Genomic DNA, 25,277 nt, shown 5'->3' with positions numbered 1-25,277 from the left:
TGTGCCGGCACTCCGCCCGTAATGCTCACCCCCGATCTTGGCCAGGCACCGGGCGCGGGGCAAGTCTGGTCAGCTGCGTGACGTGTCGTGGCGTCAACTCCTCCAGGCAGGTGACACCGAGCAGGCGCATCGTGCGCTCCACCTGCCCGGCGAGGATTTCCACCGCCCGGCTCACACCAGCTTCGCCGCCTGCCATGAGTCCGTAGAGGTAGGCGCGGCCGACGAGGGTGAAGCGCGCACCGAGCGCGATGGAGGCCACGATGTCGGCGCCGGACATGATGCCGGTATCGAGCACGATCTCGGTGTCGCGGCCCAGTTCGGCCGCTACCTCGGGCAGCAGGTGGAACGGCACCGGGGCGCGGTCCAGCTGGCGCCCACCGTGGTTGGACAGCACGATGCCGTCGACGCCCACGTCCACCACGGCGCGGGCGTCGGCCAGGGTCTGGATGCCCTTGACGACCACCTTGCCCGGCCACTGGTCCCGGATCCAGGCCAGGTCCTCGAAGTTCACCGTCGGGTCGAACATGGAGTCGAGCAGTTCGGCGACGGTGCCCGACCAGCGGTCCAGCGAGGCGAAAGCCAGCGGTTCGGTGGTGAGGAAGTCGATCCACCAGCGCGGCCGGGGCAAGGCGTCGAGCACGGTGGCCGGGGTGAGCGCGGGCGGGATGGACATGCCGTTGCGGGTGTCGCGCAGCCGGGCGCCCGCCACCGGCACGTCCACCGTCACCAGCAGGGTGTCGTATCCCGCCGCGGCGGCCCGCTGCACCAAGGCCATGGAACGGTCCCGGTCCTTCCACATGTAGAGCTGGAACCAGTTGCGGCCGTTCGGGTTCGCCGCGGCTACGTCCTCGATGGACGCGGTGCCCATGGTGGAGAGCGAGAACGGGATACCGGCCCGCCCGGCCACCCGGGCGCCCGCGTACTCGCCTTCGGTCTGCATCATCCGGGTGAACCCGGTGGGTGCGATGCCGAAGGGCAGCGAGACAGGGCCGCCGAGCACCTCCCATCCGGTGGTCACTTTGGACACGTCGCGCAGGATCGCCGGGTGGAACTCGATGTCCAGGAACGCCTGCCGCGCACGGTCCAGCGAAATCTCGGCCTCGGCGGCCCCGTCGGTGTAGTCGAAGGCCGCCCGCGGTGTGCGTCGGGCGGCGATGCGGCGCAGGTCCTCGATGGTGAGCGCGGCGTCGAGGCGGCGTCGGGTCGCGTTCAGGCGCGGTTTGCGGAACTGCAGCAGCGGCGCGAGATCACGAGGCCGGGGTACCTGTCGTTTCATCAGCTTGCCTTCCTGACGGGTTCGGTGCCCGGCACGTGCCGCTGCGGCGGGAACGCAGTGGCCACCTCGGCCCGCAGCGCGTCCACGTCGCCGTGCAGCAGCCCGTGCGTGCGGGCCTGCACCAGTATGTTGCCGAGCGAGGTCGCCTCCACCGGCCCGGCCAGCACCGGCACGCCGGAGTGGTCGGCAAGCAGCCGGCACAGCAACAGGTTGCGCGCGCCGCCGCCGACGAGGTGGATGGTGCGTACCGGTACGCCGGTGAGTTCGGCGGCGGTGCGCACACCTGTCGCGAAGGCGGCGGCGAGGCTCTCCACGATGGCGCGCACCATCGGCACCGGCCCCTCCGGCACCGGCAGGTCCCGCGCCGCGTACCAGTCCGCGATGCGACCGGGGATGTCGCCGGGCGCGAGGAACACCGGATCGTCCACGTCGAATACCGCGGCGGGCGCCGGTGAATCGGCGGCCGCGGCGAGCAGCCGGGCAAGGTCGGCGGCGGCGCCCTCGCGCTGCCAGTGCCGCACGGATTCGCTGAGCAACCACAGCCCCATCACATTGCGCAGGAAGCGGGTGCGCCCGTCCAGACCGGCCTCGTTGGTGAAGTTGGCGGCCCGGCTCGCCGGATCGACCAGCGGAGCGGGCAACTCCACACCCACCAACCCCCAGGTGCCGCAGGAGATGTAGGCGGCGGACTCCGGCGCCATCGGCACCGCGGCGACCGCGGACGCGGTGTCGTGCGAGGCGACGGTGCTCAGAGTGAGCTTGCGGTCCAGCCCGAACGCGGACGCGACGCCGGGCAGCACCGGCCCCAGCGGGGTGCCGGGATCGGCCAACGCCGGGAAGAGGTCCGGGAGCCCGAGCCGGGCCCGCAGGTCCTCGTCCCAGCCGCCGTCGATGCCGAGCAGGCCGGTAGTGGAGGCGTTGGTCCGCTCGGTGGCCTTGGCGCCGGTGAGCCAGTAGCCCAGCAAGTCCGGAACGAGCAGGGCGGAGTCGGCGAAATCCAATGTGCCCGCGAGCCGTTCGGCGGCCAGCTGGTACACGGTGGTGAAGGGCAGGAACTGCAGGCCGTTGCGGCCGTACAGGTCCGCTCGGGCGACGGTGGCGTGCACGGCGGCGACGCCGTCGGCGGTGCGGCCGTCGCGGTAGTGGTAGGGCAGGCCGAGCAGCCGACCGTCCCGGAGCAGGCCGTAATCCACCGCCCACGAGTCGATTCCGGCGCCGAGCAGGTCCGGTGCGAGCCGGGCCGCCTCGGCCAGCCCGCGCCCGACCTGCCGGTACAGCCCGGGCAGATCCCAGTGCAGCGCCTCGCGGGCGCCGTTCCACAGCGGCAGCGGATCGTTGGCGAACCGGGCGACCTGGCGCATGGCGATCCGGCCCGGGCCGACCCGGGCCAGCATCACCCGTCCGCTGGTGGCGCCCAGGTCGACGGCGGCCACCGCGCCCGTGCCGGTCATCGCAGGAACGCCGCGGCGACCCCGGCGTCGACCGGCACGTGCAGTCCGGTGGTGTGCGAGAAGTCCGCGCTGCACAGCGCGAACGCGGCATTGGCGATGTGCTCGGGCAGCACCTCCCGCTTGAGCAGGGTGCGCTGGGCGTAGAACGCGCCCAGTTCGGACTCCTGGACTCCGTACACGGCGGCGCGCTGCGCGCCCCAGCCGCCGGCGAAGATGCCGGAGCCGCGCACCACTCCGTCGGGGTTGATGCCGTTGACTTTCACGCCGTGCTCGCCGAGTTCGGCGGCCAGCAGCCGCACCTGGTGCGCCTGGTCGGCCTTGGCCGCGGAGTAGGCGATGTTGTTCGGCCCGGCGAAGACCGAGTTCTTCGACGAGATGTAGAGGATGTCGCCGCCCATGCGCTGGTCGATGAGCGCTCGGGCTGCCGCCTTGGACACCAGGAACGAGCCCTTGGCCATGACGTCGTGCTGCAGGTCCCAGTCCGCTTCGGTGGTCTCCAGCAGCGACTTGGACAGCGAGAGCCCCGCATTGTTGACGACCAGGTCCAGGCCGCCGAACGCGAGCACCGCCGCGTCCACCGCGGCCTGGACCTGCCCCTCATCGGTGACGTCGGCGGTGATGCCGACGGCCACGTCGGCCGAGCCGATCTCGGCCGCCACCTCGGCGGCTTTCGCGCCGTCCCGGTCGGCGACCACCACGCAGGCGCCCTCTGCCGCAAGCCGTTGCGCGATGGCCTTGCCGATTCCCGAGGCCGCGCCGGTGACCAGCGCGATGCGGGTGGCCAGCGGCTTGGGCTTCGGTCGGCGGGCGAGCTTGGCCTCCTCCAGCGCCCAGTACTCGATGCGGAACTTCTCCGCCTCGTCGATCGGCTGGTAGCGCGACACCGATTCCGCCCCGCGCATCACGTTGACGGCGTTGAGGTAGAACTCCCCTGCCACCCGCGCGGTCTGCTTGTCCGCGCCGTAGCTGAACATGCCGACGCCCGGGATCAGCACGATGGCCGGGTCGGCCCCGCGCATGGCCGGGGAATCTGGTGTGGCGTGACGCTCGTAGTAGGCGCGGTACTCCGCCCGATAGGCCTCGTGCAGTGCGGTGAGCCGGGTCCGGCACTGCTCCAGCGAGGCGTCGGCGCGCAGGTCGAGCACCAGCGGCGCCACCTTGGTGCGCAGGAAGTGGTCCGGGCAGCTGGTGCCGAGCGCGGCGAGGCGCGGATGCTCGGCGGCGGCGAGGAATTCCAGTACCGCGGGGTTGTCGGTGAAGTGCCCCACCTGCCGCCGGTCAGTGGAGACCAGCCCGCGCAGGAACGGCGCGAGCGCGGCGGCCTTCGCGCGCCGCTGCTCCAGCGGCAGCGCGCCGTAGCCGGGCAGCGCGGGCCCGAACGGCTCGGCGCGGCCGTTGCTCTCCAGGAACCGCTCGATGGTCTCGATGATCTCGCGGGAGTGCGCCTCGGCCGCGTCGGAGGTGTCGCCCCACGCGGTGATCCCGTGCCCGCCGAGGATGGTGCCGATGGCCTGCGGATTGTTCCCGCGGATCTCGGCGATATCGAGGCCCAGCTGGAACCCGGGACGCCGCCAGGGCACCCACACCACCCGGTCGCCGAAAATCTTCTCGGTCAGCTCCGGGCCGTCGACGGCGGTCGCCAGCGCGATCCCGGAATCCGGGTGCAGATGGTCGACGTGCGCCGCCTCCACCAAGCCGTGCATGGCGGTGTCGATGGAGGGGGCGGCGCCGCCGCGGCCGTGCAGCGTGTAGTCGAACGCGGCGACCATCTCGTCCTCGCGCTCCACCCCGGGGTAGACGCCGACCAGGGCACGCAACCGGTCCAGCCGCAACACGGCCAAGCCCTGCTCGGTGAGCGTGCCGAGATCGCCGCCGGAGCCCTTGACCCACATCAACTCGACGGGTTCACCGGTCACCGGATCGGTGTCGGTGCCCTTGGCGGAGGTGTTGCCGCCGGCGTAGTTGGTGTTCTTCGGGTCGGCGCCGAGCCGGTTCGACCGGGCGATGAGTTCCGCGACCGTGGGGTGCGTCATGACTGGTGTTTCCTCGTTTCGGGTGGTCGGTATGGTCAGGCGCCCCAGGAGGCGGCGCCGCCGCTCGCGCGTTCGGCGGCGAGCCGTTCCTGCTGCCCGGACCGGGCGTAGGCGGCCATCGGGTTCTCGGGCAGGCCCCGCTCGGCCCGCCACCGCGCCAGCCGCGGCCGGACGTCGGTGTAGAAGGCGTCCATGAACACGGCGTTGGCGGTGAGCACGTCACCGGACTCCTGGGCGGCGGCGAGCGCGTCGAGATCGACGAGCGCGGCGCGCGCCGTCATCTCCTGCACATTGAGCACCGAGCGGATCTGGCCGGGGATCTTGTCCTCGATGTTGTGGCACTGGTCGAGCATCAGCGCGACCCCGGATGCCGGGTCGAGGCCGCCGCCGCGCAGCACCTCGAACAGGATGCGGAACAGCTGGAACGGATCGGCCGCGCCGACGATCAGATCGTCGTCGGCGTAGAAGCGGGAGTTGAAGTCGAACGAACCGAGCTTCCGCAGCCGCAGCAACTGCGCCACGATGAACTCGATATTGGTGCCCGGCGCGTGGTGGCCGGTGTCCAGGCACACCACCGCCCGCTCCCCCAGCGCGCTGACCTGGGTGTACGCGGTGCCCCAGTCCGGCACGTCGGTCATGTACATGGCCGGCTCGAAGAACTTGTACTCCAGCACCAGCCGCTTGTTCGCGCCGACGTGCTGGTAGATGGTCGCCAGCGATTCGGCCAGCCGGTCCTGGCGGCCGCGGATGTCCGCTTGGCCCGGGTAGTTGGTGCCGTCGGCGAGCCAGATCTTCAGGTCCCGCGAGCCGGTCTGCTCCATGATCTCCAGGCAGGCGAGGTGGTGGTCGATCGCCTTCTGCCGGATCCGTTCGTCGGTGTGGGTCAGGCTGCCGAACTTGTAGTCGTCGTCCTGGAAGGTGTTGGAGTTGACGGTGCCGAGCCGGACCCCCAGAGCCTCCGCGTAGCGGGCGAGCTCGCCGTAGTCCGAGACCGTGTCCCAAGGGATGTGCAGGGCGACGCTGGGCGCGAGGCCGGTGAGCCGGTGCACGGTGGCCGCGTCGGCGATCTTCTCCTGGACGGTACGGGCCGTGCCGGGAGTGCCGAACACCTTGAATCGGGTGCCGGAGTTGCCGAACGCCCAGGATGGCAGCTCGATCGCGAGGGACTGCAGCACGGCGTCGACGGACACGGGCGGCTCTCCCTCCACGGAGGACGACGGATGCGGGTTCGCCATGTCAGTGCCCTCCCACGGGGGTGCCCTCGACGCCGCGGCCGGTCTCGGTGCTGATGACGGTGCGCAGCCCGACCCCGCCGGGCTCGCCGACCGGGCTGCCGTAGCGCTCGATCTCGATCTCGCGCAGGGTCTTGCCCTGCGTCCGCGGCGCGAACACCGCGCCGATCGCCAGCGCGACGGTGAGCAGGCCGATCAGCAGCAGACCGACGGTGGTGAGCCCGGTGGCGGCGAGCATGGTCGGGAAGAAGTAGCTGAGCAGGCCGGTCGCCGAGCGCACCACGAAGAACATGAAGCCCTGGGCGCCGGCCCGGTAGGGGGTGGCGAAGAGTTCGCTGGTCCACAGGCTGTAGAAGGCCTGCGCGCCGATACCGCTGGAGACGCCCCACAGCACCGCGAAGATCAGCAGGGTCGGCATCCCCGCGTCGGTGAAGAACACCAGCACGCACCAGGCCAGTACGCCCAGCGCCGCGCCGATCACGTAGAGCAGCCGCTGCGAGACCCGGTCGGCGTAAGCCATGAAACCGAAGTACGTCGCCGCGACAGTGCAGCCCCACACCAGCACCTGCAGCAAGTTCTGCTGCACTGCGCTGTGCACGCCCGCGCTGTCGTAGACCCGCGGCATGAAGATGCCCGCTTGGCCTGCGACGGTGTTCCAGAAGCCATAGATACCCATCAGCACGAGCAGGGCGGTGAGGTTGATGCGGCGCGAGAAGAGCCCGCCCAGTCCCTGGCCCCCGGTGGCGGACCGCACGGGCGCGCCCGCGCTGGACTCGGCCTCGTCCTGCCAGATCTTCGATTCGGTGAGGCCCTGCCGGATCCACCAGACGACGGCCGCCACCACGAACAGGTGCAGGAAGATCAGGCGCGAGCCGAGCAGTTCCAGCGGCGCCAGCGCCGCCGCCAGCGCGAAACCGACCAGCGGGCCGACCGACCAGGCCAGCTGCGCGGTGCCGACGTGGCGGGCCCGCTCGGTGGTGGGCGCCTGTTCGGCGATGTAGGTCCAGGAGGCGGGCACGCCAGCGCCGACCGCGATGCCGGTGATCACGAACGCGGCCAGCAGCATCGCGAAGTTCACCGCGAACGCCGCGAGCAGCACGCCGGCCATATACACCAGCAGGTCGTAGGTGTAGATCGCCTTGCGCCCGAAGCGGTCGCACAGCGGGCCGCCGATGCCGGCGCCGATCGCCGCGCCGAACGCGTTGGCGCTCAGCGCGGCCAGCAGGCCGACGGCGAAGTTGCTGATGCCGAACGCGTCCTGCCAAAAGGTCAGGCTGGTGGCGATGGCGATGATGGAGCCCGCCTCGATGTAGTTGGACATCGCGACGGAGATCGTCGCTTTCCACCCGGTGGTGGATCGTGCGCCTACCTTCATGGTCTTCCTCGGGGTCTAGCAGGGGTGTCGGAGCGGAGTCGGGGACCGTGGATCAGTCGAGGTGGAAGTACTCGGTGAGGCGGTGCAAGGACTCGTCCGGCCGCGCGCCCGGCTGAACCCGGGAGAACGCGGGCGCCTGGAAATACTGGGCCATGCTCGCCTGCCAGCGCGCGTTGACCTCGGTGGCCGCCATTGCCGCCTGTGCCCGCGCGAAGTCCGGGGTCTCCAGGTAGCCGACCACCAAGCCATCCTCGGGACGCAGGAAGAGCGAGTAATTCGCCCAGCCCGCCACCCGCAGCGCGTCCAGCATCTCCGGCCACACGGTGGCGTGCGCGGCAAGGTAGTCGTCGATCCGCTCCGGACGCAGGGCCAGTAGGAAGCAGACTCGTTGGGTCATGTCGAGCATCAGGGGTTCCGCCTCGTCATTGAAACGTTTCAATTTGTGAGTGCAGTCACCGTACAACTGGAAGGTGATCCGGTCAACAGGCTTTGCGCGCAGCCTTCGCCTCGGGAGCCGAACTGATCCCGCCCAGGGGCCCGCCCGGATGATCGAGCAGATCGGTCGCCGCGGCGAACCGCTACCGGCTGAACCCCGCATCAGCCACACCGGCGGTGAGCGCGTCCAAGCCGAACGCGTCGACCGGGCCGAGCGCACCGGTACCGAGCAGACCGCCGTCCAGCGCGGTCTGCGCACCCCAGGCGAGGATCGCGCTGGTGAAGTCGTAGGGGTCGCTTCCGGCCAGTGTCACCGACGCCAGGACGCGGCCGGTGTCGTCGAATGTCTCGGCGACCGCCCAAGAGCGAGTGCGAGCCCGCGCTTCCGGTCCCGGGCCGCCGGTCGAGCCCTGCACGACGCGTTCCAGCGCACCCTCGGCCAGCCGTTTCACCGGCTCCACGCGTGCGACGGCGCCGGCGAGCAATGAGCCGGCCTGCAGGCCACGAGCGGCTAGCGACGGTAGGCCGAGGAAGACGTCGGCCTCACGCAGTCGCGGGTAGGCGCGGCTCAGCGCGAGGTGTTCCGAACCGGGGATCGAAACTCCCGTACGCGGGCGACCGGCGACGTCGAAGCTGCGGATCCGTGAACCGGTCCGCTCGGGCACGATCCGACCGCCGCGGAGGGCGAAGCCGCGTTCGAACAGCATCCCGGCCATGGACGCGCGGGTGCCGCCGCTGGTGCCGGGGCCGGCGATGAAGTAGCCGACGTCCGCGCGGACCGCGTCCGCCGCTTCGCGTAAGGCGAGACCGGCGGCCAGGTTGCCGGGCACGTAATCGAACCCGAACGCGGTCAGCAGGCTCACGCCTGCCTTGCGCGCCTCGTCGTCGCGGTCGAACACGCTGCGGATGAACGGGCCTTCCCCAGTGGAGTCGAAGTAGTGCGCGCCCGCCGCGAGGGCCGCTGCCAGCGCGGGTCCGCCGTAGCGCAGAAACGGCCCGACCGTCGTCACCAGCACGTCGCCTCGGCCGAGCAGCGCCCGCACCGAGCCGGGGTCGGTCACGTCGGCGACCGCGGTCTGCGCGCCGCCGAGGTCGGCGGCCAGCTTCTCGAGCGCGGTGGCGTTGCGGGCGGCCAGCACGGGGGCGGCGCCACGGGCGATCAGGGCCTCGGCGGTCAAGCGGCCGGTGTACCCGGTGGCGCCGAACAACACGATCTTCGGCATTGGCTAGTCACCTATGTTTCTGTTCGTCGGTCAGGATGGACACGGTGCAGTCGCGATCGCGCCGTGGCGAATGCGTCCAGACTCGAAATCATGACGGGCGCAGCAGTCCCTCGGCGTGCGCGGTGGTCGGCACGCGGGGGCGGTTGGGTGCGCCAGAAGAAGCGATCACCCAGTCGATGATCACCACAGCAGTGTCGCGGTGGCGCGGATAATGACCGAACCATCACCGTCGACGCGCAGGAACCTCGAATCGCTCACCATCGGAGCCAGTTTCGCACGCTCCGGCCGATCCGAGATGACGCAGCCGTCCATCCGGCGCGTGGCCCGAAGCGCAGCCGGGCATTCAGTCGGTCGACTCCTCGACACCGAGCATGCGGATCCAGTGTTCGTCGCCGAGGACAATGGCTTCGGCGAGAGCTTCGACCGGATCGTCGGCGTCGGGCGGTACGAACAGCGGAATTTCGTTGGGATCTTCGAACGGCGTGGTCATGGGCCCAGTGTCCCGCGCAACGCTGCGACAGACACCTACCTCCGATCATCGACGCGGAGACAACCGCGCGCACCGCTCATCGGCCCCGTAGCCAGACCAGGCGGACCATTCACCGAGGGGCCAGGACCAGCCCCGACACGGGTACGTTCACCCGACAAGGGAGCGTTCGGCATTTTCCGACCGATCAACTGGTCTGGACAAACACTGTCGATCGAAGTTCCCAGCCTGCTCCACAAGGACATTCGAGTTCGCCGAAGTAAAACGGCACGCTGACCATGACCGGCCTCGCCCGCTAACCGCGCCGGCACCTGCCGCGGATGCGGCTGCTGCTCGGCCTTCCCGGCGAACACCCGATCCGCGCCTGGCCTGATCCACCCACTTCAGGCACTTCGGGCCTAATGTGGTTTGTGTTCGTCCCGCTCGTGGGCCGGCCCGTACTCGGGAGTCGCTACATCGGGCCCGCCAGACCGCAAGCCCGGGCGGACGCGGCTGCAAGTAGCGGACGGCTCGACCACATATACGGGCGAGTAATACACGTATACGGGCGAGTAATACCCGGACGCTGTGTATATATCAACACTCGAGGTGCACACTACGCAGAGCCGCGATCGGCAAGCCTGTCGACCGGGCCACGCATCGGAGAGAAAGGAGCCAGGCGAGTGTTCAATCGGATCGCCATTGTGAACCGGGGAGAGGCGGCAATGCGCCTTATCCACGCTGTCCGGGATCTGGCGGCAGAGACCGCGCGACCGATCGAAACCGTCGCTCTCTACACCGATGTGGACCGGACCGCGACGTTCGTGCGGGAAGCCGACATCGCCTACGATCTCGGTCCCGCGTCCGCACGCCCCTACCTGGACCTGAAGGCACTCGAACGGGCGCTGGTGGCGACCGGATCGGATGCCGCCTGGGTCGGCTGGGGTTTCGTCGCGGAAGACCCTGCGTTCGCGGAGTTGTGCGAGCAGATCGGGATCACCTTCATCGGCCCCGCCCCGGAGGCGATGCGCAAGCTCGGCGACAAGATCGGCGCCAAGCTGATCGCCGAGGAGGTCGGGGTGCCGGTCGCGCCGTGGAGCCGGGGCGCGGTCGAATCCGTGGAGGCCGCCCTGACCGCCGCGGCCGAGATCGGCTACCCGCTGATGCTCAAGGCGACCGCGGGTGGCGGTGGTCGCGGTATCCGGGTGATCACCAACGAAGCCGAACTCGTCGACGCCTACGAACGCACCCGCCAGGAAGCCGCGCGCGCCTTCGGCAGCGGCGTCGTCTTCCTGGAGCGGCTGGTCACCGGGGCCCGGCACGTCGAGGTGCAGGTGATCGCGGACGGCCAGGGCACCGCGTGGGCCCTCGGCGTGCGCGACTGCTCGGTGCAGCGACGCAACCAGAAGATCATCGAGGAGTCGGCGTCGCCGGTGCTGAGCCCCGAGCAGACCGCCGAACTCAAGGCGTCGGCGGAGCGGCTGGCGATCGCGGTCGGATACCGCGGCGCGGCGACCGTCGAGTTCCTGTACCACCCCGGTGACCAGCTGTTCGCCTTCCTCGAGGTCAACACCCGGCTGCAGGTCGAACACCCGATCACCGAATCCACCACCGGCTTCGACCTGGTCCGGGCGCAGCTGCACGTAGCCTCCGGCGGCAGGCTCGAGGGTGAGCCACCGGCCGAGCGCGGCCACGCCATCGAAGCGCGGCTCAACGCCGAGGATCCGGATCGCGACTTCGCGCCCGCCCCGGGCCGTATCGCCCGCCTGGACCTGCCCGCGGGCCCCGGCATCCGCGTGGACACCGGCGTCAGCGAGGGGGACACGATCCCCGCCGACTTCGACTCCATGATCGCCAAGATCATCGCTTACGGCCGCAACCGCGACGAGGCGCTGGGCCGGCTGCGCCGGGCGGTCTCGCAGACCCGAGTGGTCATCGAGGGCGGCGCCACCAACAAGAGTTTCGTACTCGACCTGCTCGCTCAGCCCGAGGTGATCGACGCGGTCGCCGACACCGGCTGGATCGACCGGGTGCGCGGCGAGGGCCGTCTCGTGTCGCACCGCCACTCCACCGTCGCGGTGGCCGCGGCCGCCATCGACGCCTACGAGGAGGAAGAGCGGGTCGAGCGGGACCGGCTGCTGTCCACCGCCGCCGGCGGACGCCCGCAGGTGCAGCACCAGAGCGGGCGGCCGCACGACCTGAAGCTGCGCGGTGTCGGCTACCGGGTGCGCGTCGCGCGCGTCGGTGCTCATCGCTTCCGGGTCGGTGTGGAGGCGGGCGGGGATCTCCGCATCGCCGACGTTGATCTGGAGCGCTTCGACCACCACACCGGGCAGATCGTGGTCAACGGCACCCGGTACCGCCTCACCACGGGCACGCACGGACCGATCCACCTCGTCGACGTCGACGGGGTGACGCACCGGATCAGCCGGGACGAGGGTGGCGTCGTCCGCTCCCCTGCGCCCGCGCTGGTCGTCGCCACTCCGCTCCAAGTCGGCGCCGAGGTCGAGGCGGGCGCGCCCGTGCTGGTCCTGGAGAGCATGAAGATGGAGACGGTGCTGCGCGCGCCGTTCCGAGCCCGCTTGAAGGAGTGCGCGGTTTCCGTCGGCAGCCAGGTGGAGACGGGCGCGCCGCTGCTGCGGCTGGAGCCCCTCGCCGAGGACGGCGAGGAGGCCGAAGGCGCGGCCGTGGAGGCGGTCGAACTGGATCTGCCGGTGGAGCCGGCGCCCGCTCAGCCGCACGAGCGGGTGGCGCGCACTCTGCAAGACCTGCGCAGCCTGCTGCTCGGCTTCGATGTCGACCCGCATGACGATCGCCGCGTCCTCGGCGACTACCTCACCCTGCGCCGGGCGGCCGTGGCGGACAACCGCAGGCCGCTGGCCGAGGAGGTCGAACTCGTTCAGGTGTTCGCCGACCTCGCCGAACTGAGCCACAACCGCTCGTGGGACGAGGATGGCGGCGGCCAGAGCCACGTGCACAGCGCCCGCGAGTACTTCCACACCTACATGCGAAGTCTCGACGTGGAGCGGGCCGGGCTGCCGGAGTCCTACCGCGCCAAGCTCGCCAAGGCGCTCGGCCACTACGGCGTCACCGATCTGGAACGCACTCCCGACCTCGAGGCCGCGGTCTTCCGGATCTTCCTCGCCCAGCAACGGCCGTCCGACACCGTGGAGGTCATCACCACGCTGCTGCGCGAGTGGCTGCGCGAGCCGGTGCCGGAGCGGGCGTTGGGCGAGCCCGTCGGTTTGGCGCTGGAGCGGCTGGTCGGCGCGACACAGGTGCGCTTCCCGGTGATCGCCGACCTCGCCCGCGGCCTGGTGTACGCCTGGTACGGCCAGCCGCTGCTGCGGCGCAATCGCGCCGAGGTGTACAACACCGTCCGCAAGCACCTGCGTCATCTGGACGCGCACCCGGACACTCCCGACCGCGACGACCGCATCGCCGAGATGGTGCGCAGCACCGAGCCGCTGGTGCGGCTGCTCGGCCAGCGCCTGGTACACGGCGGCGTGGACAACACCGTCATGCTGGAGGTACTCACCCGCCGCTACTACGGCAACAAAGGGCTCACCAGCGTCCGTACCGAGCAGGCGGGCGGCTGCACCTTCGTGATCGCCGAACGCAAGGGCACCAGCCTGGTTTCGGCCGCGGTGCGGTTCGACGCCCTCGACACAGTGCTGGTCGGTCTCGCCGAGCTGGCAGGCGGCACCGCGTCCATCGAGGCCGACATCTACCTGAGCTGGGAGAACCAGCCCGAGGGCTTCGACGCGATGGCCGCTGTGCTGCACGAGGCGCTCGCCGCGCGGCCCCTGCCGAACCAGGTGCACCGGGTCACCGCCACCGTGGCCGGCAGCAACGGCGCGGTGATGCACCATCACTTCACGTTCCGCCCGTCGGTGACCGGCATGGCCGAGGAGCGGTTGATCCGCGGCCTGCACCCGTACATCGCGCAGCGGATGCAGATGACGCGGCTGCACAAGTTCGACCTCACCCGCCAGCCGTCCTCCGACGAGGAGGTCTACCTCTTCCGCTGCGTGGCGAAGGAGAACCCCGCCGACGAGCGCCTCATCGCGTTCACGCAGGTACGTGACCTGGCCGCGCTGCGCGACCACGAGGGCCGGTTGCTCGCGCTGCCGACGGCGGAGAACACCATCGCCGCGTGCCTGGACTCGATCCGCCGGGCGCGGTCGCTGCGGTCGTCGGCCGCCCGTTTCCACACCAACCGCATCGTGATGTACATCTGGCCGCCGCTCGACATCACCCGCGCGGAGCTGGACAACCTCGTCGAGCGCATCCAGCCGACCACTCTGGGCGCAGGGCTGGAGGAGATCCTGCTCATCGCCCGGCATCGCACCCCGGAGACCGGCGAGCTGGTCAAGGTCGCCGTGCGTATCTCCTTCGACGCCACCGGCACTCAGGTCACGATCGGTGAGCGCACCGACAACCCGGTCGAACCTCTCGACGAGTACCGGCAGAAAGTGCTCGGGGCGGCGAGCCGCAACACCGTCTACCCCTACGAACTGACCGGTCTGCTGGGCGAGTTCACCGAATACGATCTGGATGCCGACCACGCCCTGGTAGCGGTCGACCGGCCCAAGGGACGCAACAAAGCGGCGATCGTCGCCGGTGTGGTCACCACGCCGACCCAGCAGCACCCGCAGGGCGTCACCCGGGTGGTACTGCTCGGCGATCCGACCAAATCGCTCGGCGCGCTGTCCGAAGCCGAGTGCCGTCGCGTGATCGCCGCCCTGGACCTGGCCGAAACGATGCGGGTACCGCTGGAGTGGTACGCGCTGTCCTCCGGTGCTCGGATCTCCATGCAATCGGGCACCGAGAACATGGACTGGGTAGCCGCCGCGCTCAAGCGAATCGTCGAGTTCACCCAGGACGGCGGCGAGATCAATATCGTCGTGGCGGGCATCAACGTCGGCGCGCAGCCGTACTGGAACGCCGAGGCGACAATGCTCATGCACACCAAGGGCATCCTGGTGATGACCCCGGACTCGGCGATGGTGCTCACCGGCAAGCAGGCTCTGGACTTCTCCGGCGGCGTCTCGGCCGAGGACAACTTCGGCATCGGCGGCTACGACCGGGTGATGGGCCCGAACGGGCAGGCACAGTACTGGGCGCCGAATCTGGCCGCGGCGCGGGACGTGCTGATGTCGCACTACGACCACACCTACATCGCTCCCGGGGAGCAGGCACCGCGGCGGTCGCAAACCAGCGACCCGGTCGATCGCGACGTCTCCGATTTCCCGCATGTCTCCGCGGACAGCGACTTCACCACCGTCGGGGAAATCTTCTCCGCCACCGCCAACCCGGATCGGAAGAAGCCCTTCGACATCCGGACGGTGATGCGGGCGGTGTCCGATCAGGACCACCCGGTCCTGGAACGGTGGGCGGGTATGGCCGACGCCGATACCGCCGTGGTGCAGGACGCACGGCTCGGCGGTATCCCGGTATGCCTGCTCGGCATCGAGTCACGGAGTGTGCCGCGTCGCGGCTTCCCGTCCACCGACGGCCCCGACACCTACACCGCGGGCACGCTGTTCCCGCTGTCGTCCAAGAAGGCCGCACGGGCGATCAACGCCGCCAGCGGCAACCGGCCGCTGGTCGTGCTGGCGAACCTGTCCGGATTCGACGGTTCGCCGGAGTCGATGCGGAAACTGCAGTTGGAGTACGGCGCCGAGATCGGCCGCGCCATCGTGAACTTCGACGGTCCCATCGTGTTCTGCGTCATCTCCCGATACCACGGCGGCGCGTTCGTGGTGTTCTCGAAGGCGCTGAACCCGAATATGACCGTGCTCGCGTTGGAAGGCTCGTTCGCCTCGGTACTCGGCGGCGCCCCAGCCGCTGCGGTGGTGTTCTCCCACGAGGTCAACAAACGCACCGCGGTCGACCCGCGAGTGCGGGAACTGGAGACACGCGCCGCAAGCGCGAGCGGCACCGACCGCGCGGCCCTGACCGCGGAACTCGACGAGATCCGGTCGTCGGTCCGCACGGAAAAGCTCGGCGAGGTAGCCGCGGAATTCGACCGCGTGCACAATATTCAGCGCGCTGTCGAGGTCGGTTCGGTCGACGCCATCATTCGCGCTTCCGAACTCCGCCCCCGCATCATCGAGGCCATCGAAGCACACCTGACCGACCAACCCACCCGGACTTCGTGATCGAATTCGGCCGCCCTCGGTTTTTGTAACAGGCGAGGGCGGCAGCAAGGTGGAGGAAGGCTGCGAACGCCCGGTCATGGCGTTCGCAGCTAAGGGTCAGACGCCCTATCCGGTGAGTCAGACGGTGGCGCGTTCGACCTTCGGGCAAAGTCGGCCGGGCACGGCGATTGTCGGTGCCGCGGAAGGCGATACGTCAGACGATGCGGCCGACCATGGAACGGCCTTGCGGCACTCCCCTGGTCGGTTGCTCGGTGTGGGCGCGCTGGATTGTGGATGAGCCCACACTGGGCGACCTCGGTGCTGAGATGCTCGGCGATCGGCCCCTGCTTCCTGGCGAAGCAGGGGCATCGTCTACTCGGGCGCGGTAGCACGTCCGAAACATCGAGGCGGACAGGTCGATTCGTCACCGGCGAGCCAGCTGAGGCCGGTCGCACCCGCAGCAAGCGAACTCGCGTGGCTGTGCTCGCGAAAGCGCCGGTGCGCTCAGCGCTGGCGCCAGCTCAGCGGACCCGGCAGGTCGACACTGTTCTTCTTGCTGCGCGAGTTCCACGACCACGGGCCGATTTTGATACTCCACGAGGACAGACCCGATTGGGTGAAATTGAGCTTCAGCGGCCCGAAGGATCTGCGCTGACGGTATTTGAGGGGCATGAGTAGCCTCCCTGACTTGCCTCAGGATATCCGATCGGGTTATCCCCCATTGCTTTCCCTGGTCAGGGGCCACCAAACAACGCCTCCGACTCTCACCCGCCGTGCCAATACTGTGGCAGCGAACGTTCTCTCGGCCGGCCGGACGGCCCGCATGGCCGGATGGCCCGCATACCTGCGCAACTGCCGGTGAGCAGCGAGATCGTCCGGGTGGTTAAGCTCGAGGCGCGCCGGATAACCATCTTCGGACGCGGCCGAGTCCAGAATTCTCGCGCTGTCGCGTTCGACGGACCGGTTCGAACCAGCCGGGCAACGGTTCTCGCGCGGCAAGCCACGTCTGCGGCACTCCGACAATCGGACCGGGGCGAAATCCGGCGCCGGTGTAGGCGGCGACGATCCCGCCGACGATGGCGCTCGTTGTGTCGATATCTCCATCTGCCGCAATACATGTGGTGATCGCGGCCGGATAGTCGTCCAGATGCTGCGCCGCTACCCATATCGTGAACGGCACCGTCTTCTTTGCCGTGACCAGAGACCCGTTGCCGAGTTCATCCGCCGCCTCCTGCGCGGAGGCTCCGAGCATGGTACGAGCACGGCGAATCAGTCGGCTCGTGTCACCGTCGTCCAGGCGGTCTCGGTGGCCGCGCCTTTGCTGCGCGCGAGCGCGACCGTCGCGACGATCACCGTCGCGAGTGCGGCCACCAGCAGCGCGACCAGCGCGACGTCCACATCCAGGTACTCGCCGAGCGCCAGGAATCCGAGGGCCCCGACCACCACCGGTTCGACGACCGTCGCCGCAGGGAACGATGCCTGCAGGCTTCCGGCCCGATACGAGTACTGCTGCACCACAGTGGCGGTGAGGCCGACGACGATCAGCGCATACGTCTCGGCCGATACGAGCACCGCCTTCGAGCCCCGGTCGGTAGTTGCGACAACGCCCTTCAGGAGCACGGCGGCGAGCCCGAACAGCACGCCGGAGGACAGACCGAGCAGTACCGCGCGCCGCGGCCCCGGCCAGGTACGGGCACCGAGCAGCGCGGCGGCGAACAGGGGAACAGCGACGAGCCCCGCGATCACCCAGTGCGACGTCTCGGCGTGTGGCCGGCCGGGCCGGGGGTCGCCGACCATCACCAGAATCGCGACCCCGGCGGTGAGGGCAACCGCCCATGCCCATTCGCCGGTGGATACCGAGCGCCCGTTGAGCCACGCGCCCAGCGGCAGCACGAACAGCAGCGACAGCACCAGTAGGGGCTGCACGAGCATCAGCGCGCCCTTACCCAAGGCGGCCGCCTGGAAGGCGAATCCACCGAGGCCGACGAGCGTCCCCAGCCACCAATCGGGGGTACGGAGAAGACCAGCCATGAGCGAATCAGGCGTGCCGGCCGTTCGGGCGGCGGCACGCTGACGGATCGCCGCCCCGAGCGCGATACACACAGCCGCGCCGAGGGCGAGAACGACGGCGACCTGTGAGGACGACACGTCGGTAGGTTACTCCGGCGCGGTCGACGGGCCGTGCCGGACGGCGCTGCGCGCTCGGTCGGCCTCGATGCCGGAATTGTCCGCGTGCAAGCGGTCACGAACGTATGTGGGTTGCCGTCGAGCGCGCCATTTCTACCGCATCGTTATGGGAAGTAAAAGCCGGTCGAGGTCGGAGTCCACATTGACGGCGCGATGCGGGAAGTAACAAAAATCAGCGCGCGACGGATACGAAATGGAAAATATTCAGCCTCGATCTTGCGTCCTGCGGGACCGGGCTTCGGATGACCATTCCACCGCGATTTTCCTTGTCCGGCGTGTCGGGTGGCCCTTCAGCGGCTGAGCGGCCGGGATTTCCGAACGGCCGGATGTGATTTGTCTGCCGCTCTATACGAGTATCGATGCTGGTCAGCCGGGGTGCAGCCGCGAGCGTGTGACCGGAGTAGAGCGGACACCGCGACGGGACAACGGGTGACCGACTATTGCGGGCACACTGCGGCACGGTCGTATACTCCGAGTATGGCGGATCATTCGTCCTCCACGGAATTCCCCGAGGCGCCGGTTCTTGTGGTGCAGACCAGGGAACGCGTCTATCGGCTCCGCGCCGGGGGCGCATACAATGTCGGTCGCGATCCGGAAGCCGATATTGTTGTGAACGATCCCCGGGTATCTTCGCTGCACGCCGTTCTGGAAGGCGGATCGGACGGTTGGGAAATCGAGGACGCGGGCAGCCTGAACGGCACCTTTTTCGACGGTCACCGCGTCGAGCGGATGGTGATCGACCATGACGAGACGTTCCAGCTCGGTCACGCCGTAGACGGCGAACAGCTGGCCTGCTCGGTGGAAGCGACAGATCACGAATCCGATGTCGACGCGGTCGCCGATGCCGGTGGAGACACGATGGTTGTCCCCGATCCCGGATACATCCTCGATGATGAAGCAACGGTCACGAAGTTCCAACCGGGTCTGCCCCGGCGAGTATCGCGATCGTCGTCTCCGGTGACCCATCCTCTCGCGGCCGTCCGGATCGTATCGCCCAAGCTCCGGATCGGTCGCGCCGCCGACAACGACATCGTGGTGCCCGACCTCATGGTCTCCCGCCATCACGCCGAAGTGCAGGTGATCGCCGAAGGCATCTATCGCGTAGTGGACCTCGACAGCCACAACGGCACCTACGTCAACGGCTCCCGGGTCGACACCGCGGACCTCGCCGAATCCGACTTGATCGGTATGGGGCACGCCACTTTCCGGTTGATCGGCGACGAACTGCGGGAGTCCGTCGACACCGGCGACGTGTCGGTCTCGGTGCAGAACCTCACCGTGCGGACACCGGAAGGCAAGGTGATCCTCGACGAAATGAGCTTCCCGATCCCGGAACGTTCGCTCGTCGGCGTCATCGGGCCCAGTGGCGCGGGCAAATCGACGCTGCTCGGCGCGGTCACCGGGTTGCAGCCGGCGACGGAGGGGACGGTCCGCTACGACGGACGCGACCTCTACACCGAGTACGACGAACTCAGGCACCGGATCGGACTGGTACCGCAGGAGGACATCCTGCACAACCAGCTCCCGACGCGGCGCGCCTTGCTCTATGCGGCCGAACTCCGCTTCCCCGGTGATACACGCAGCGAGGAGCGCGAGCAGCGGGTCGATGAGGTCCTCGAGGAACTCGGCTTGACGCGGCACGCCGACACCCGCATCGACAAGCTCTCGGGCGGGCAACGCAAACGCGTGAGCGTCGCGCTGGAGCTGCTGACCAAGCCGTCCATGCTGTTCCTCGACGAACCTACCTCCGGCCTGGACCCCGGCCTGGACAAAACGGTCATGGAAATGCTGTCCGAACTGGCCCACGACGGGCGGACGGTCATCGTGGTCACCCACAGCGTGGCGAATCTCGATGCCTGCGACCGCCTGCTGGTTCTGGTGCCCGGCGGTCGGCTGGCCTACTACGGGCCCCCGGCAGAGGGGTTGCAGCAGTTCGGGCAGCGCAGCTGGGCCGAGGTGTTCCAGGCATTCGACCGCGACCCAGATCGCGACTGGGCCGGCGAGTTCCGGGGATCACCGCGATTCGAGAACTACGTGGCGGTCGGACTGACCGACGATGTCGGCCCGGCGAAAGTTCGACCACCGGCTCCTCCACCCGCGCCGCAGTCGAAGTTCAGCCAGCTCAGCACGTTGTGCCGGCGATACCTGGCGGTGATCGCATCGGACCGGAGCTATTTGGCGCTCCTCGGCGTGATGCCGCTGCTACTGGGCGCCCTCATCGCCCTGGTGCCGTCCGGCGACGGGTTCGTCGGGGCGCCGGGAACCAATGTCGATGCCGAGACCAAGCTCATGGTTCTGGCATTCGCCGCATGCTTCGTCGGTACCGGCAACTCGATTCGCGAGATCGTCAAGGAGCAGACGATCTACCGCAGAGAACGCGCGGCCGGACTCTCGGCGGGGGTCTATCTGATGTCGAAACTTCTGGTCCTGGGCGTGATCACCACCCTGCAGGCGGTGGTTCTGGTCTTGATCGGCACCATCGGTGTGCGTATGCCGCCGAAGGGGATATTCATGTCGGTCGAGCTGGAGTTGATGCTGTCGATGGCGCTGCTCGGCATCGCATCACTGGCGCTGGGCCTGCTGGTATCGGTGTCGGTGAACACCTCGGAGAAGACACTGCCGCTGCTGATCGTGCTCTCGATGGCGCAACTGGTGCTCACGGGCGGGATGGTGCGGCTCCCTGGCACACCTGTCCTCGGGCAACTGTCCTACATAGCACCGGCCCGTTGGGGGTTCGGCGCGGGAGCCGCCACTCTCGACCTCGACACTCTCGCACCGCACGAGGGCGGACCCGACCCGCTGTGGAAACACACCCTCGGCGCGTGGCTCATCGACATGGGCGTCGTCGCCGGCCTAGGGGCCATCTTCCTCGGGCTGGCCTGGTATCGCCTGTACCAGCTGCGCCCACGGCGCCGCGGTGCCCGCCCGGCGCCGATCTGATTCCGACCAGTACGGCCGAGTCCGCGGTAGCGGCGCGCGATCAGCAGGTGACGTCCACGACGGCAGACTTCTCGAACGACACGTGTACGTGGTCGTAATGATTGGCGGTCGGGCTTCCGCGGTCTTCCAGGTACGACCAACCGTTGCCGTCGTTGTACCGCTGCCGCCAGATCACGTAGGTCACACCGAAGCGCTGCTTATTGGCCAGCACGAAATCGGCGATCGCGTCGCCGCGTGCGGAATCGGATGTCATGAGATCGAGCGCCAAGCCGGCACCGTGGTCGCCGTCGGCACGGCCGATGGCGCCGCCGATGTCGGTGACGCCGAACGTCTTCTTGAGCAGGTTTCCCACCTGTGCCACGTGCGGCCGTGTGCCGACGAGTTCAGTCGAACACGGCACGGAGGGGGGCGGAGGGGGTGGGTGCTGTACGGCTTCCTTGGCCGATGGTGGTGGTTGTTCGGCGGCGGCCGCCGGTGCGGCCTGAGCCGTCGGCGGCACGGTAGTCGGGGCCGGAAAGGTTTCGACGACGGACGACGGAGGCGAATCGACCGCCGCGGCATTCTGAGTAGCCGTGCTCGGTCGCATCGCCGCCCACAGCACGACCGCGACAGTCGCCGCGATGACACCCGCAGCCAAAGAAGTGAACTTCCGGGCCGCGGTCCGTTTGCGGTGTTGACCAGGCATGATGTGGGTTACCGATAGCAGTCGAGGATAGGTCACCGATACATTACGAAAAGGTCGCGAAAAAGTCACGCCCTACTGCCCACAGGTCACCCTCGTGCCCAGCGTCGCACTGGCGGTCAGCGCGGCATACTGCGCGGTCGCGGCGGGGCGACGACATGGATGTCGGATAGGCCACCTCGGTGCGTGCGCGAGGCGGGCGGAACCGGGTGCGTGAGGTCGCGCCGCAGCCCTATCGGTAGCCCCGTGTGAGCAGGTACTTGGCTCCTGCCTCGAAGCCTCCGGGGCTGAGCAGTTCGAAGCCGAAGGCGTCGGCGAGCCGGTCGGTCGTGTTGAACGCGGCGCAGACCGCCAGCGCGTCCACGACCTGCCGGCGGGTGACACCTGCGGACAGCACTTCCCGCATGTCCTCGGCGCCCACCGTCCCTTCCCGGGCCAGCTTGCCGAGCATCCGCAACGTCGCCCGCAACCCGTCCTCGATGGGGGCCGATTCCACGTCGGCCAGCACCGCCCGAAACTTCGCACCATCCTGGTACGCCTGCCCTGCTGTCGCGGTGTGTGCATCGACGCAGAACGCGCAGCCGTTGACCTTCGACACGAAGGCCGCCATCAGCTCGCGGTCGGCCACCGACCAGGTCGAAGGTCCCCGCATCGCCTCGTGGGTGAACTTCTTCGCCCGGGCGCCGTAGAAGTCGGGCCGGTAGAAGACCAGCTTGGCGGCGTCGGGAACCGGCTGCCCGGAGAACACCCGGATGAGCGTGAACAGCAACTTGGTCCCGGTACCGTAACCGCGATCGAGGATGTCGAGTCGCACTATCCGGCCTCCTCACTGCCGGTTGCTTCGGCCAAGGCTGCCAGTCCCGCGTCGTACAGCCGGGTGGACTGGCCGACCGCAGCGGATATCACCAGCTCGAAGAGCTGATCCTCGCTGAAGCCCGCTGCCTTTGCTGCGGCGAAGTCCGCGTCGGTGACCTGCACCGGCCTCGTGGCGACCCTGTCGATCAGCGCGTGCAAGGGCGGGGGAACATCGGCATTGTGGAAGGCGCGGGCGCGCTGGTCCCGAGAGGCCGTGCCCCTACCGTTCAGGACGCGGTCCACCAGAGCTCGGTGCGCTGCGTGCTTCTTGTCCTGATTCGGCACAGCGGCCTCCACATCCGGTCCAGTTCAGCTATTTCTCCGCACACGCTGCGCCCCGGCACGGCGTGTCGGCAAACGCCCGCTCGTCAGCAGTTGGTGGGGGCGGGCTCCGCGCGAACCCGGGCGTCGAGCCACTGCATTACCGCGGGTGCGCCCAGGACGGCCGGGGCCAGATGCTCGATGGCGGGCCCCTGTCCAACCGTGGGCACCCGAAGCGTCTGCACCCGCACCCCTGCCGCGCACCAACGGCGGACGGTGTTTTCGATGGCAGCGACGGGAATCTGCTGATCGTCCGGCGAATGCCATTCGAGGATCGGTGTATCCGGCACCCCGGCGTAGAGTTCCAGGCTGTTCTCCTCGACCACCGATCGGGCTTCGCGGCTGTCGAAGATCGAGGTGCTGGTGAGGTACTCGCCGGCGCTGCCGCCGATACCCGCGGTGAGGATGTCGTTGCTGCAGCTGTTCGCCATGGCCTCACCGACCTCGAGGCCGCGCGGGTTGAGATACGAGCTGATCGGCAGCCGGTCCGGGTACTCCCGCTCCAGACCGATCGCCGCCGCCATGGCCAACCCGAACGAGGGGTGCGGCTCCAGACCCAGCGCCTCCGCCATCGACACCAGGTTCATCGGGGCGCCGCCGATGGCCGCGCCCGCCAGCTTCAGCTCCGGTGCGTACGTCGGCTGCAACGCGGCAGCCCATGCCGTGGCCAGACCGCCGCCGGAGTACCCGGTCATCACCGTTGGGCTGTGCTCCAGGGCGAGTGCGGGCAGCCGTTTCAACGCCCGGATGCCGTCCAATACGATCTGGCCACCCAAACGCGCGGCCCCGAGCGCGACCTGCGGTCCGAGGTGATCCGGCAGCGCGACTTGCCAGCCCTGCGTCAGCGCCACGTTCAAGATCGGCGTGGTCGCCCTCAGATTCAGATCGTCGCCGTACAGCTCGTGCGATACCGCGCAGCTGGTACCGAGCGCATTGATGAAGTGCTGATACGACAGCAGCGGCCCACCAGGACGCTGGCCGAAGGGGGTGAGAACCGTGGTTGTCGCCGCGATCGGCGCCCCACGCGAATTGGTAGACCGGAATTTGACCAACGTGACGGTGGAGCCGGGAAAGATCGCCAGCGGCGGCATTGCCCGCACGCCGAGCACATCCCCCGGTTGATGGGCCGCCAGATCCGCCGGGGCGGCATAGAACTGGTCCGGATCAGGCCGCGGATACAGCGGTTCCGCGGTTGCCGTCGTCGCCAGGAGCAGCCCGAGTGCCACACCGCCGATCGCGCTACGGGCCCGACCCGAACCGCGGCGCCTGCTGCCGCGGGAAAGAAGAAACTGCCGGATCACGACCTTGACCTCCACGGGTAGTTCGCGGCATTCGTCGACCAGCCAGCTTGCATTCAAATCCGACATCGTGAGCAAACCTCGAGCGACACGCCGAACGGAGAGCCGAAGCGCCAGGAAATCGAGTTTTTGCACGCGATGTCACGCACGGGCACCTGTGCTGGACGCGGCGTTGTCTCAGCCTTCGGCTGCGGTCCGCAGGTCGGCCAGCCAAGCTTCGAGACCGGCGCCGAGGAAGTGGGTGGAGGTCGGCACGTCCGCTTCGACTTGGGCGCCGCCAGTTCTCTTCGGTGCGCACCAGGACGCCGCCGTCCACCGGGGTGAAGGTCCAGACATGGATTCGACCGTCGATGCTCAACCCGTCACCGATCGCCGGCCCGCTCCAGCGGATGCACTGATTGGCGAGCGGCCCCGCGCTGTATCGGTACTTCGCCGGCCGCGACGAGTTGCTCACCGAGCTCATCCGCGACGCCTACCGAAGCCTCGCCGACACGCTGCGCGCGGCCCGGGACTCAGGCGCCGACCTCACCGGGCTCGCCGACGCCCTACGGACATGGGCCTTGGCCGACCCACACCGATACTTCCTCATCTACGGCACACCCGTCCCCGGCCACCACGCGCCCGATGACACCACCGAGATCTCGAACGAGATCATGACGATGCTGATCGAGGCATTCTCCGCGCTGCCGTCGCAATCACCGGCGACACCGTTCGACGCCCACCTCGACCACCATCGCCGATGGGCCGAGAACCCCTCGGCACCGACCACGACGCTGCACCGCGCCGTGTCCTTCTGGACCCGGCTCCACGGCGTTCTCTCTCTCGAACTCGCCGGGCACTTCACCGGAATGGAGTTCGACCCCGCCCTACTGTTCTCCGACGAACTGAACACCCTTGTGACAGAGTGACCGCCACGCCGGACCGAACCCGGGGCCGTTCAGAGCTTGAAACGTCCGGCGAATCCGCGCAGTGGCAGGTCGGCACTGGTGATGAGGGACTGTCTAATTAACGGTTGATCTTGGTTGGTGATTCTCAGTGGTTGGTGGGGATCAATCGGCCTTCGAAGGCGATCTGGAAGGCGTTGAGCGGGGCTTTCCAGCGCATGGTCCACCGTTTGCGGCCTTTGCCGGTGGGGTCGAGGCTCATCAACGCCATGTAGACGCATTTCAGGGCCGCGGTCTCGTTGGGGAAGTGCCCGCGGGCCCGGACGGCTTTGCGGATGCGGGCGTTGACCGACTCGATCGCGTTCGTCGAGCAGATCACCTTGCGGATCTCGACGTCGAAGGCCAGGAACGGCACAAATTCCGACCAAGCATCCGACCAGAGCTTCACGATCGCAGGATATTTGCTGCCCCAGACC

Annotated in this window: 20 protein-coding genes; 3 read left to right on the top strand and 17 right to left on the bottom strand. The window is 68.7% G+C overall.

Going from position 1 to position 25,277, the window contains the following annotated elements; genetic code table 11:
* Positions 1-25: 25 nt before the first annotated feature.
* The 8 genes from ON19_RS35655 to ON19_RS42615 all read right to left on the bottom strand — a co-directional run bounded on the left by ON19_RS35655 (position 26) and on the right by ON19_RS42615 (position 9,515).
* A complete protein-coding gene (locus ON19_RS35655; RefSeq protein WP_174377766.1) occupies positions 26-1,276 on the bottom strand; it encodes an alpha-hydroxy acid oxidase in 1,251 nt (416 codons plus the stop codon).
* Entirely contained in the window at positions 1,276-2,727 is a 1,452-nt protein-coding gene (locus tag ON19_RS35650) for a rhamnulokinase (RefSeq protein WP_043703273.1), read from the bottom strand. Before ON19_RS35650 ends, ON19_RS35655 begins: the two co-directional genes overlap by 1 nt.
* Positions 2,724-4,760 (bottom strand): bifunctional rhamnulose-1-phosphate aldolase/short-chain dehydrogenase, encoded by a 2,037-nt coding sequence (locus ON19_RS35645; protein ID WP_043703270.1) that lies wholly within the window; start codon positions 4,758-4,760, stop codon positions 2,724-2,726. The genes ON19_RS35650 and ON19_RS35645 overlap by 4 nt, the downstream gene beginning before the upstream one ends.
* Before the next feature lie 35 nt (positions 4,761-4,795).
* The gene (gene rhaI / locus ON19_RS35640) at positions 4,796-5,995 is read right to left on the bottom strand and encodes an L-rhamnose isomerase (protein WP_051169653.1); all 1,200 of its coding nucleotides are present in this window, start codon (positions 5,993-5,995) and stop codon (positions 4,796-4,798) included.
* A gap of 1 nt (position 5,996) precedes the next feature.
* On the bottom strand, positions 5,997-7,367 hold the full coding sequence (locus ON19_RS35635) for an MFS transporter (RefSeq protein ID WP_227954763.1): 1,371 nt from the start codon (positions 7,365-7,367) through the stop codon (positions 5,997-5,999).
* 52 nt (positions 7,368-7,419) lie between these two features.
* Positions 7,420-7,773 carry an L-rhamnose mutarotase gene (locus ON19_RS35630; RefSeq protein WP_043703449.1) on the bottom strand — a complete coding sequence of 118 codons (354 nt, stop codon included), beginning with the start codon at positions 7,771-7,773 and terminating at the stop codon, positions 7,420-7,422.
* 172 nt (positions 7,774-7,945) lie between these two features.
* Positions 7,946-9,025 (bottom strand): saccharopine dehydrogenase family protein, encoded by a 1,080-nt coding sequence (locus ON19_RS35625; RefSeq protein WP_043703267.1) that lies wholly within the window; start codon positions 9,023-9,025, stop codon positions 7,946-7,948.
* A gap of 343 nt (positions 9,026-9,368) precedes the next feature.
* Positions 9,369-9,515 carry a hypothetical protein gene (locus ON19_RS42615; protein ID WP_157230022.1) on the bottom strand — a complete coding sequence of 49 codons (147 nt, stop codon included), beginning with the start codon at positions 9,513-9,515 and terminating at the stop codon, positions 9,369-9,371.
* Positions 9,516-10,174: 659 nt separating this feature from the next.
* On the opposite strand from ON19_RS42615, the gene ON19_RS35620 reads away from it, so the two are divergent.
* Positions 10,175-15,655, top strand: coding sequence for an ATP-binding protein (locus ON19_RS35620; protein WP_043703264.1), 5,481 nt, complete (start codon positions 10,175-10,177; stop codon positions 15,653-15,655).
* A gap of 483 nt (positions 15,656-16,138) precedes the next feature.
* On the opposite strand, the gene ON19_RS41160 is transcribed toward ON19_RS35620, so the two are convergent.
* The 3 genes from ON19_RS41160 to ON19_RS41530 form a co-directional block, all read right to left on the bottom strand.
* Positions 16,139-16,306: a DUF4236 domain-containing protein gene (locus ON19_RS41160; RefSeq protein ID WP_083899867.1), complete on the bottom strand. Its 168-nt coding sequence runs from the start codon at positions 16,304-16,306 to the stop codon at positions 16,139-16,141.
* A gap of 211 nt (positions 16,307-16,517) precedes the next feature.
* Entirely contained in the window at positions 16,518-16,886 is a 369-nt protein-coding gene (locus ON19_RS44310) for an ADP-ribosylglycohydrolase family protein (protein ID WP_051169652.1), read from the bottom strand.
* 17 nt (positions 16,887-16,903) lie between these two features.
* Positions 16,904-17,782: a DMT family transporter gene (locus tag ON19_RS41530; protein ID WP_043703261.1), complete on the bottom strand. Its 879-nt coding sequence runs from the start codon at positions 17,780-17,782 to the stop codon at positions 16,904-16,906.
* Between the two features lie 516 nt (positions 17,783-18,298).
* Here ON19_RS41530 and ON19_RS35605 point away from each other — a divergent pair.
* Positions 18,299-20,761, top strand: coding sequence for an FHA domain-containing protein (locus ON19_RS35605; protein WP_063709537.1), 2,463 nt, complete (start codon positions 18,299-18,301; stop codon positions 20,759-20,761).
* Positions 20,762-20,801: 40 nt separating this feature from the next.
* Here ON19_RS35605 and ON19_RS44605 read toward each other — a convergent pair whose 3' ends face one another.
* From ON19_RS44605 to ON19_RS41150, 5 genes are all read right to left on the bottom strand, one after another.
* Positions 20,802-21,446 (bottom strand): VldE C-terminal domain-containing protein, encoded by a 645-nt coding sequence (locus tag ON19_RS44605; protein ID WP_043703259.1) that lies wholly within the window; start codon positions 21,444-21,446, stop codon positions 20,802-20,804.
* Between the two features lie 229 nt (positions 21,447-21,675).
* The gene (locus ON19_RS35595) at positions 21,676-22,257 is read right to left on the bottom strand and encodes a carboxymuconolactone decarboxylase family protein (protein WP_043703255.1); all 582 of its coding nucleotides are present in this window, start codon (positions 22,255-22,257) and stop codon (positions 21,676-21,678) included.
* Positions 22,257-22,583 (bottom strand): hypothetical protein, encoded by a 327-nt coding sequence (locus tag ON19_RS35590; RefSeq protein ID WP_051169676.1) that lies wholly within the window; start codon positions 22,581-22,583, stop codon positions 22,257-22,259. The genes ON19_RS35595 and ON19_RS35590 overlap by 1 nt, the downstream gene beginning before the upstream one ends.
* A gap of 83 nt (positions 22,584-22,666) precedes the next feature.
* Complete coding sequence (locus tag ON19_RS35585) at positions 22,667-23,986, bottom strand: lipase family protein (RefSeq protein WP_083899866.1); 1,320 nt, start codon at positions 23,984-23,986, stop codon at positions 22,667-22,669.
* A gap of 108 nt (positions 23,987-24,094) precedes the next feature.
* Positions 24,095-24,253 carry a hypothetical protein gene (locus ON19_RS41150; RefSeq protein ID WP_218006535.1) on the bottom strand — a complete coding sequence of 53 codons (159 nt, stop codon included), beginning with the start codon at positions 24,251-24,253 and terminating at the stop codon, positions 24,095-24,097.
* Positions 24,254-24,315: 62 nt separating this feature from the next.
* Here ON19_RS41150 and ON19_RS35580 point away from each other — a divergent pair, with 62 nt between their 5' ends.
* Complete coding sequence (locus ON19_RS35580; protein WP_169334252.1) at positions 24,316-24,825, top strand: TetR-like C-terminal domain-containing protein; 510 nt, start codon at positions 24,316-24,318, stop codon at positions 24,823-24,825.
* A 124-nt stretch (positions 24,826-24,949) separates the two neighbouring features.
* Here ON19_RS35580 and ON19_RS35575 read toward each other — a convergent pair.
* Positions 24,950-25,277 (bottom strand): IS256 family transposase (locus tag ON19_RS35575; RefSeq protein WP_043703252.1); only part of this gene is annotated, 328 nt, incomplete at its 5' end.

Origin of the sequence: Nocardia abscessus NBRC 100374, assembly GCF_000308455.1 — a bacterium.
GTDB lineage: Bacteria > Actinomycetota > Actinomycetes > Mycobacteriales > Mycobacteriaceae > Nocardia > Nocardia abscessus.
This window is presented reverse-complemented; position numbering and strand designations above follow the sequence as displayed.

Bases quoted from the DNA above. Each gene is read 5' to 3' on its own strand.
- ON19_RS44605 (WP_043703259.1), bottom strand. From the start codon at position 21,446: ATGCCTGGTCAACACCGCAAACGGACCGCGGCCCGGAAGTTCACTTCT.
- ON19_RS35650 (WP_043703273.1), bottom strand. From the start codon at position 2,727: ATGACCGGCACGGGCGCGGTGGCCGCCGTCGACCTGGGCGCCACCAGC.
- ON19_RS42615 (WP_157230022.1), bottom strand. From the start codon at position 9,515: ATGACCACGCCGTTCGAAGATCCCAACGAAATTCCGCTGTTCGTACCG.
- ON19_RS44310 (WP_051169652.1), bottom strand. From the start codon at position 16,886: ATGCTCGGAGCCTCCGCGCAGGAGGCGGCGGATGAACTCGGCAACGGG.
- ON19_RS35605 (WP_063709537.1), top strand. From the start codon at position 18,299: ATGGCGGATCATTCGTCCTCCACGGAATTCCCCGAGGCGCCGGTTCTT.
- rhaI (WP_051169653.1), bottom strand. From the start codon at position 5,995: ATGGCGAACCCGCATCCGTCGTCCTCCGTGGAGGGAGAGCCGCCCGTG.
- ON19_RS41160 (WP_083899867.1), bottom strand. From the start codon at position 16,306: ATGCCCCTCAAATACCGTCAGCGCAGATCCTTCGGGCCGCTGAAGCTC.
- ON19_RS35630 (WP_043703449.1), bottom strand. From the start codon at position 7,773: ATGCTCGACATGACCCAACGAGTCTGCTTCCTACTGGCCCTGCGTCCG.
- ON19_RS35635 (WP_227954763.1), bottom strand. From the start codon at position 7,367: ATGAAGGTAGGCGCACGATCCACCACCGGGTGGAAAGCGACGATCTCC.
- ON19_RS41150 (WP_218006535.1), bottom strand. From the start codon at position 24,253: ATGTCTGGACCTTCACCCCGGTGGACGGCGGCGTCCTGGTGCGCACCG.
- ON19_RS35655 (WP_174377766.1), bottom strand. From the start codon at position 1,276: ATGAAACGACAGGTACCCCGGCCTCGTGATCTCGCGCCGCTGCTGCAG.
- ON19_RS35625 (WP_043703267.1), bottom strand. From the start codon at position 9,025: ATGCCGAAGATCGTGTTGTTCGGCGCCACCGGGTACACCGGCCGCTTG.
- ON19_RS35585 (WP_083899866.1), bottom strand. From the start codon at position 23,986: ATGTCGGATTTGAATGCAAGCTGGCTGGTCGACGAATGCCGCGAACTA.
- ON19_RS35645 (WP_043703270.1), bottom strand. From the start codon at position 4,760: ATGACGCACCCCACGGTCGCGGAACTCATCGCCCGGTCGAACCGGCTC.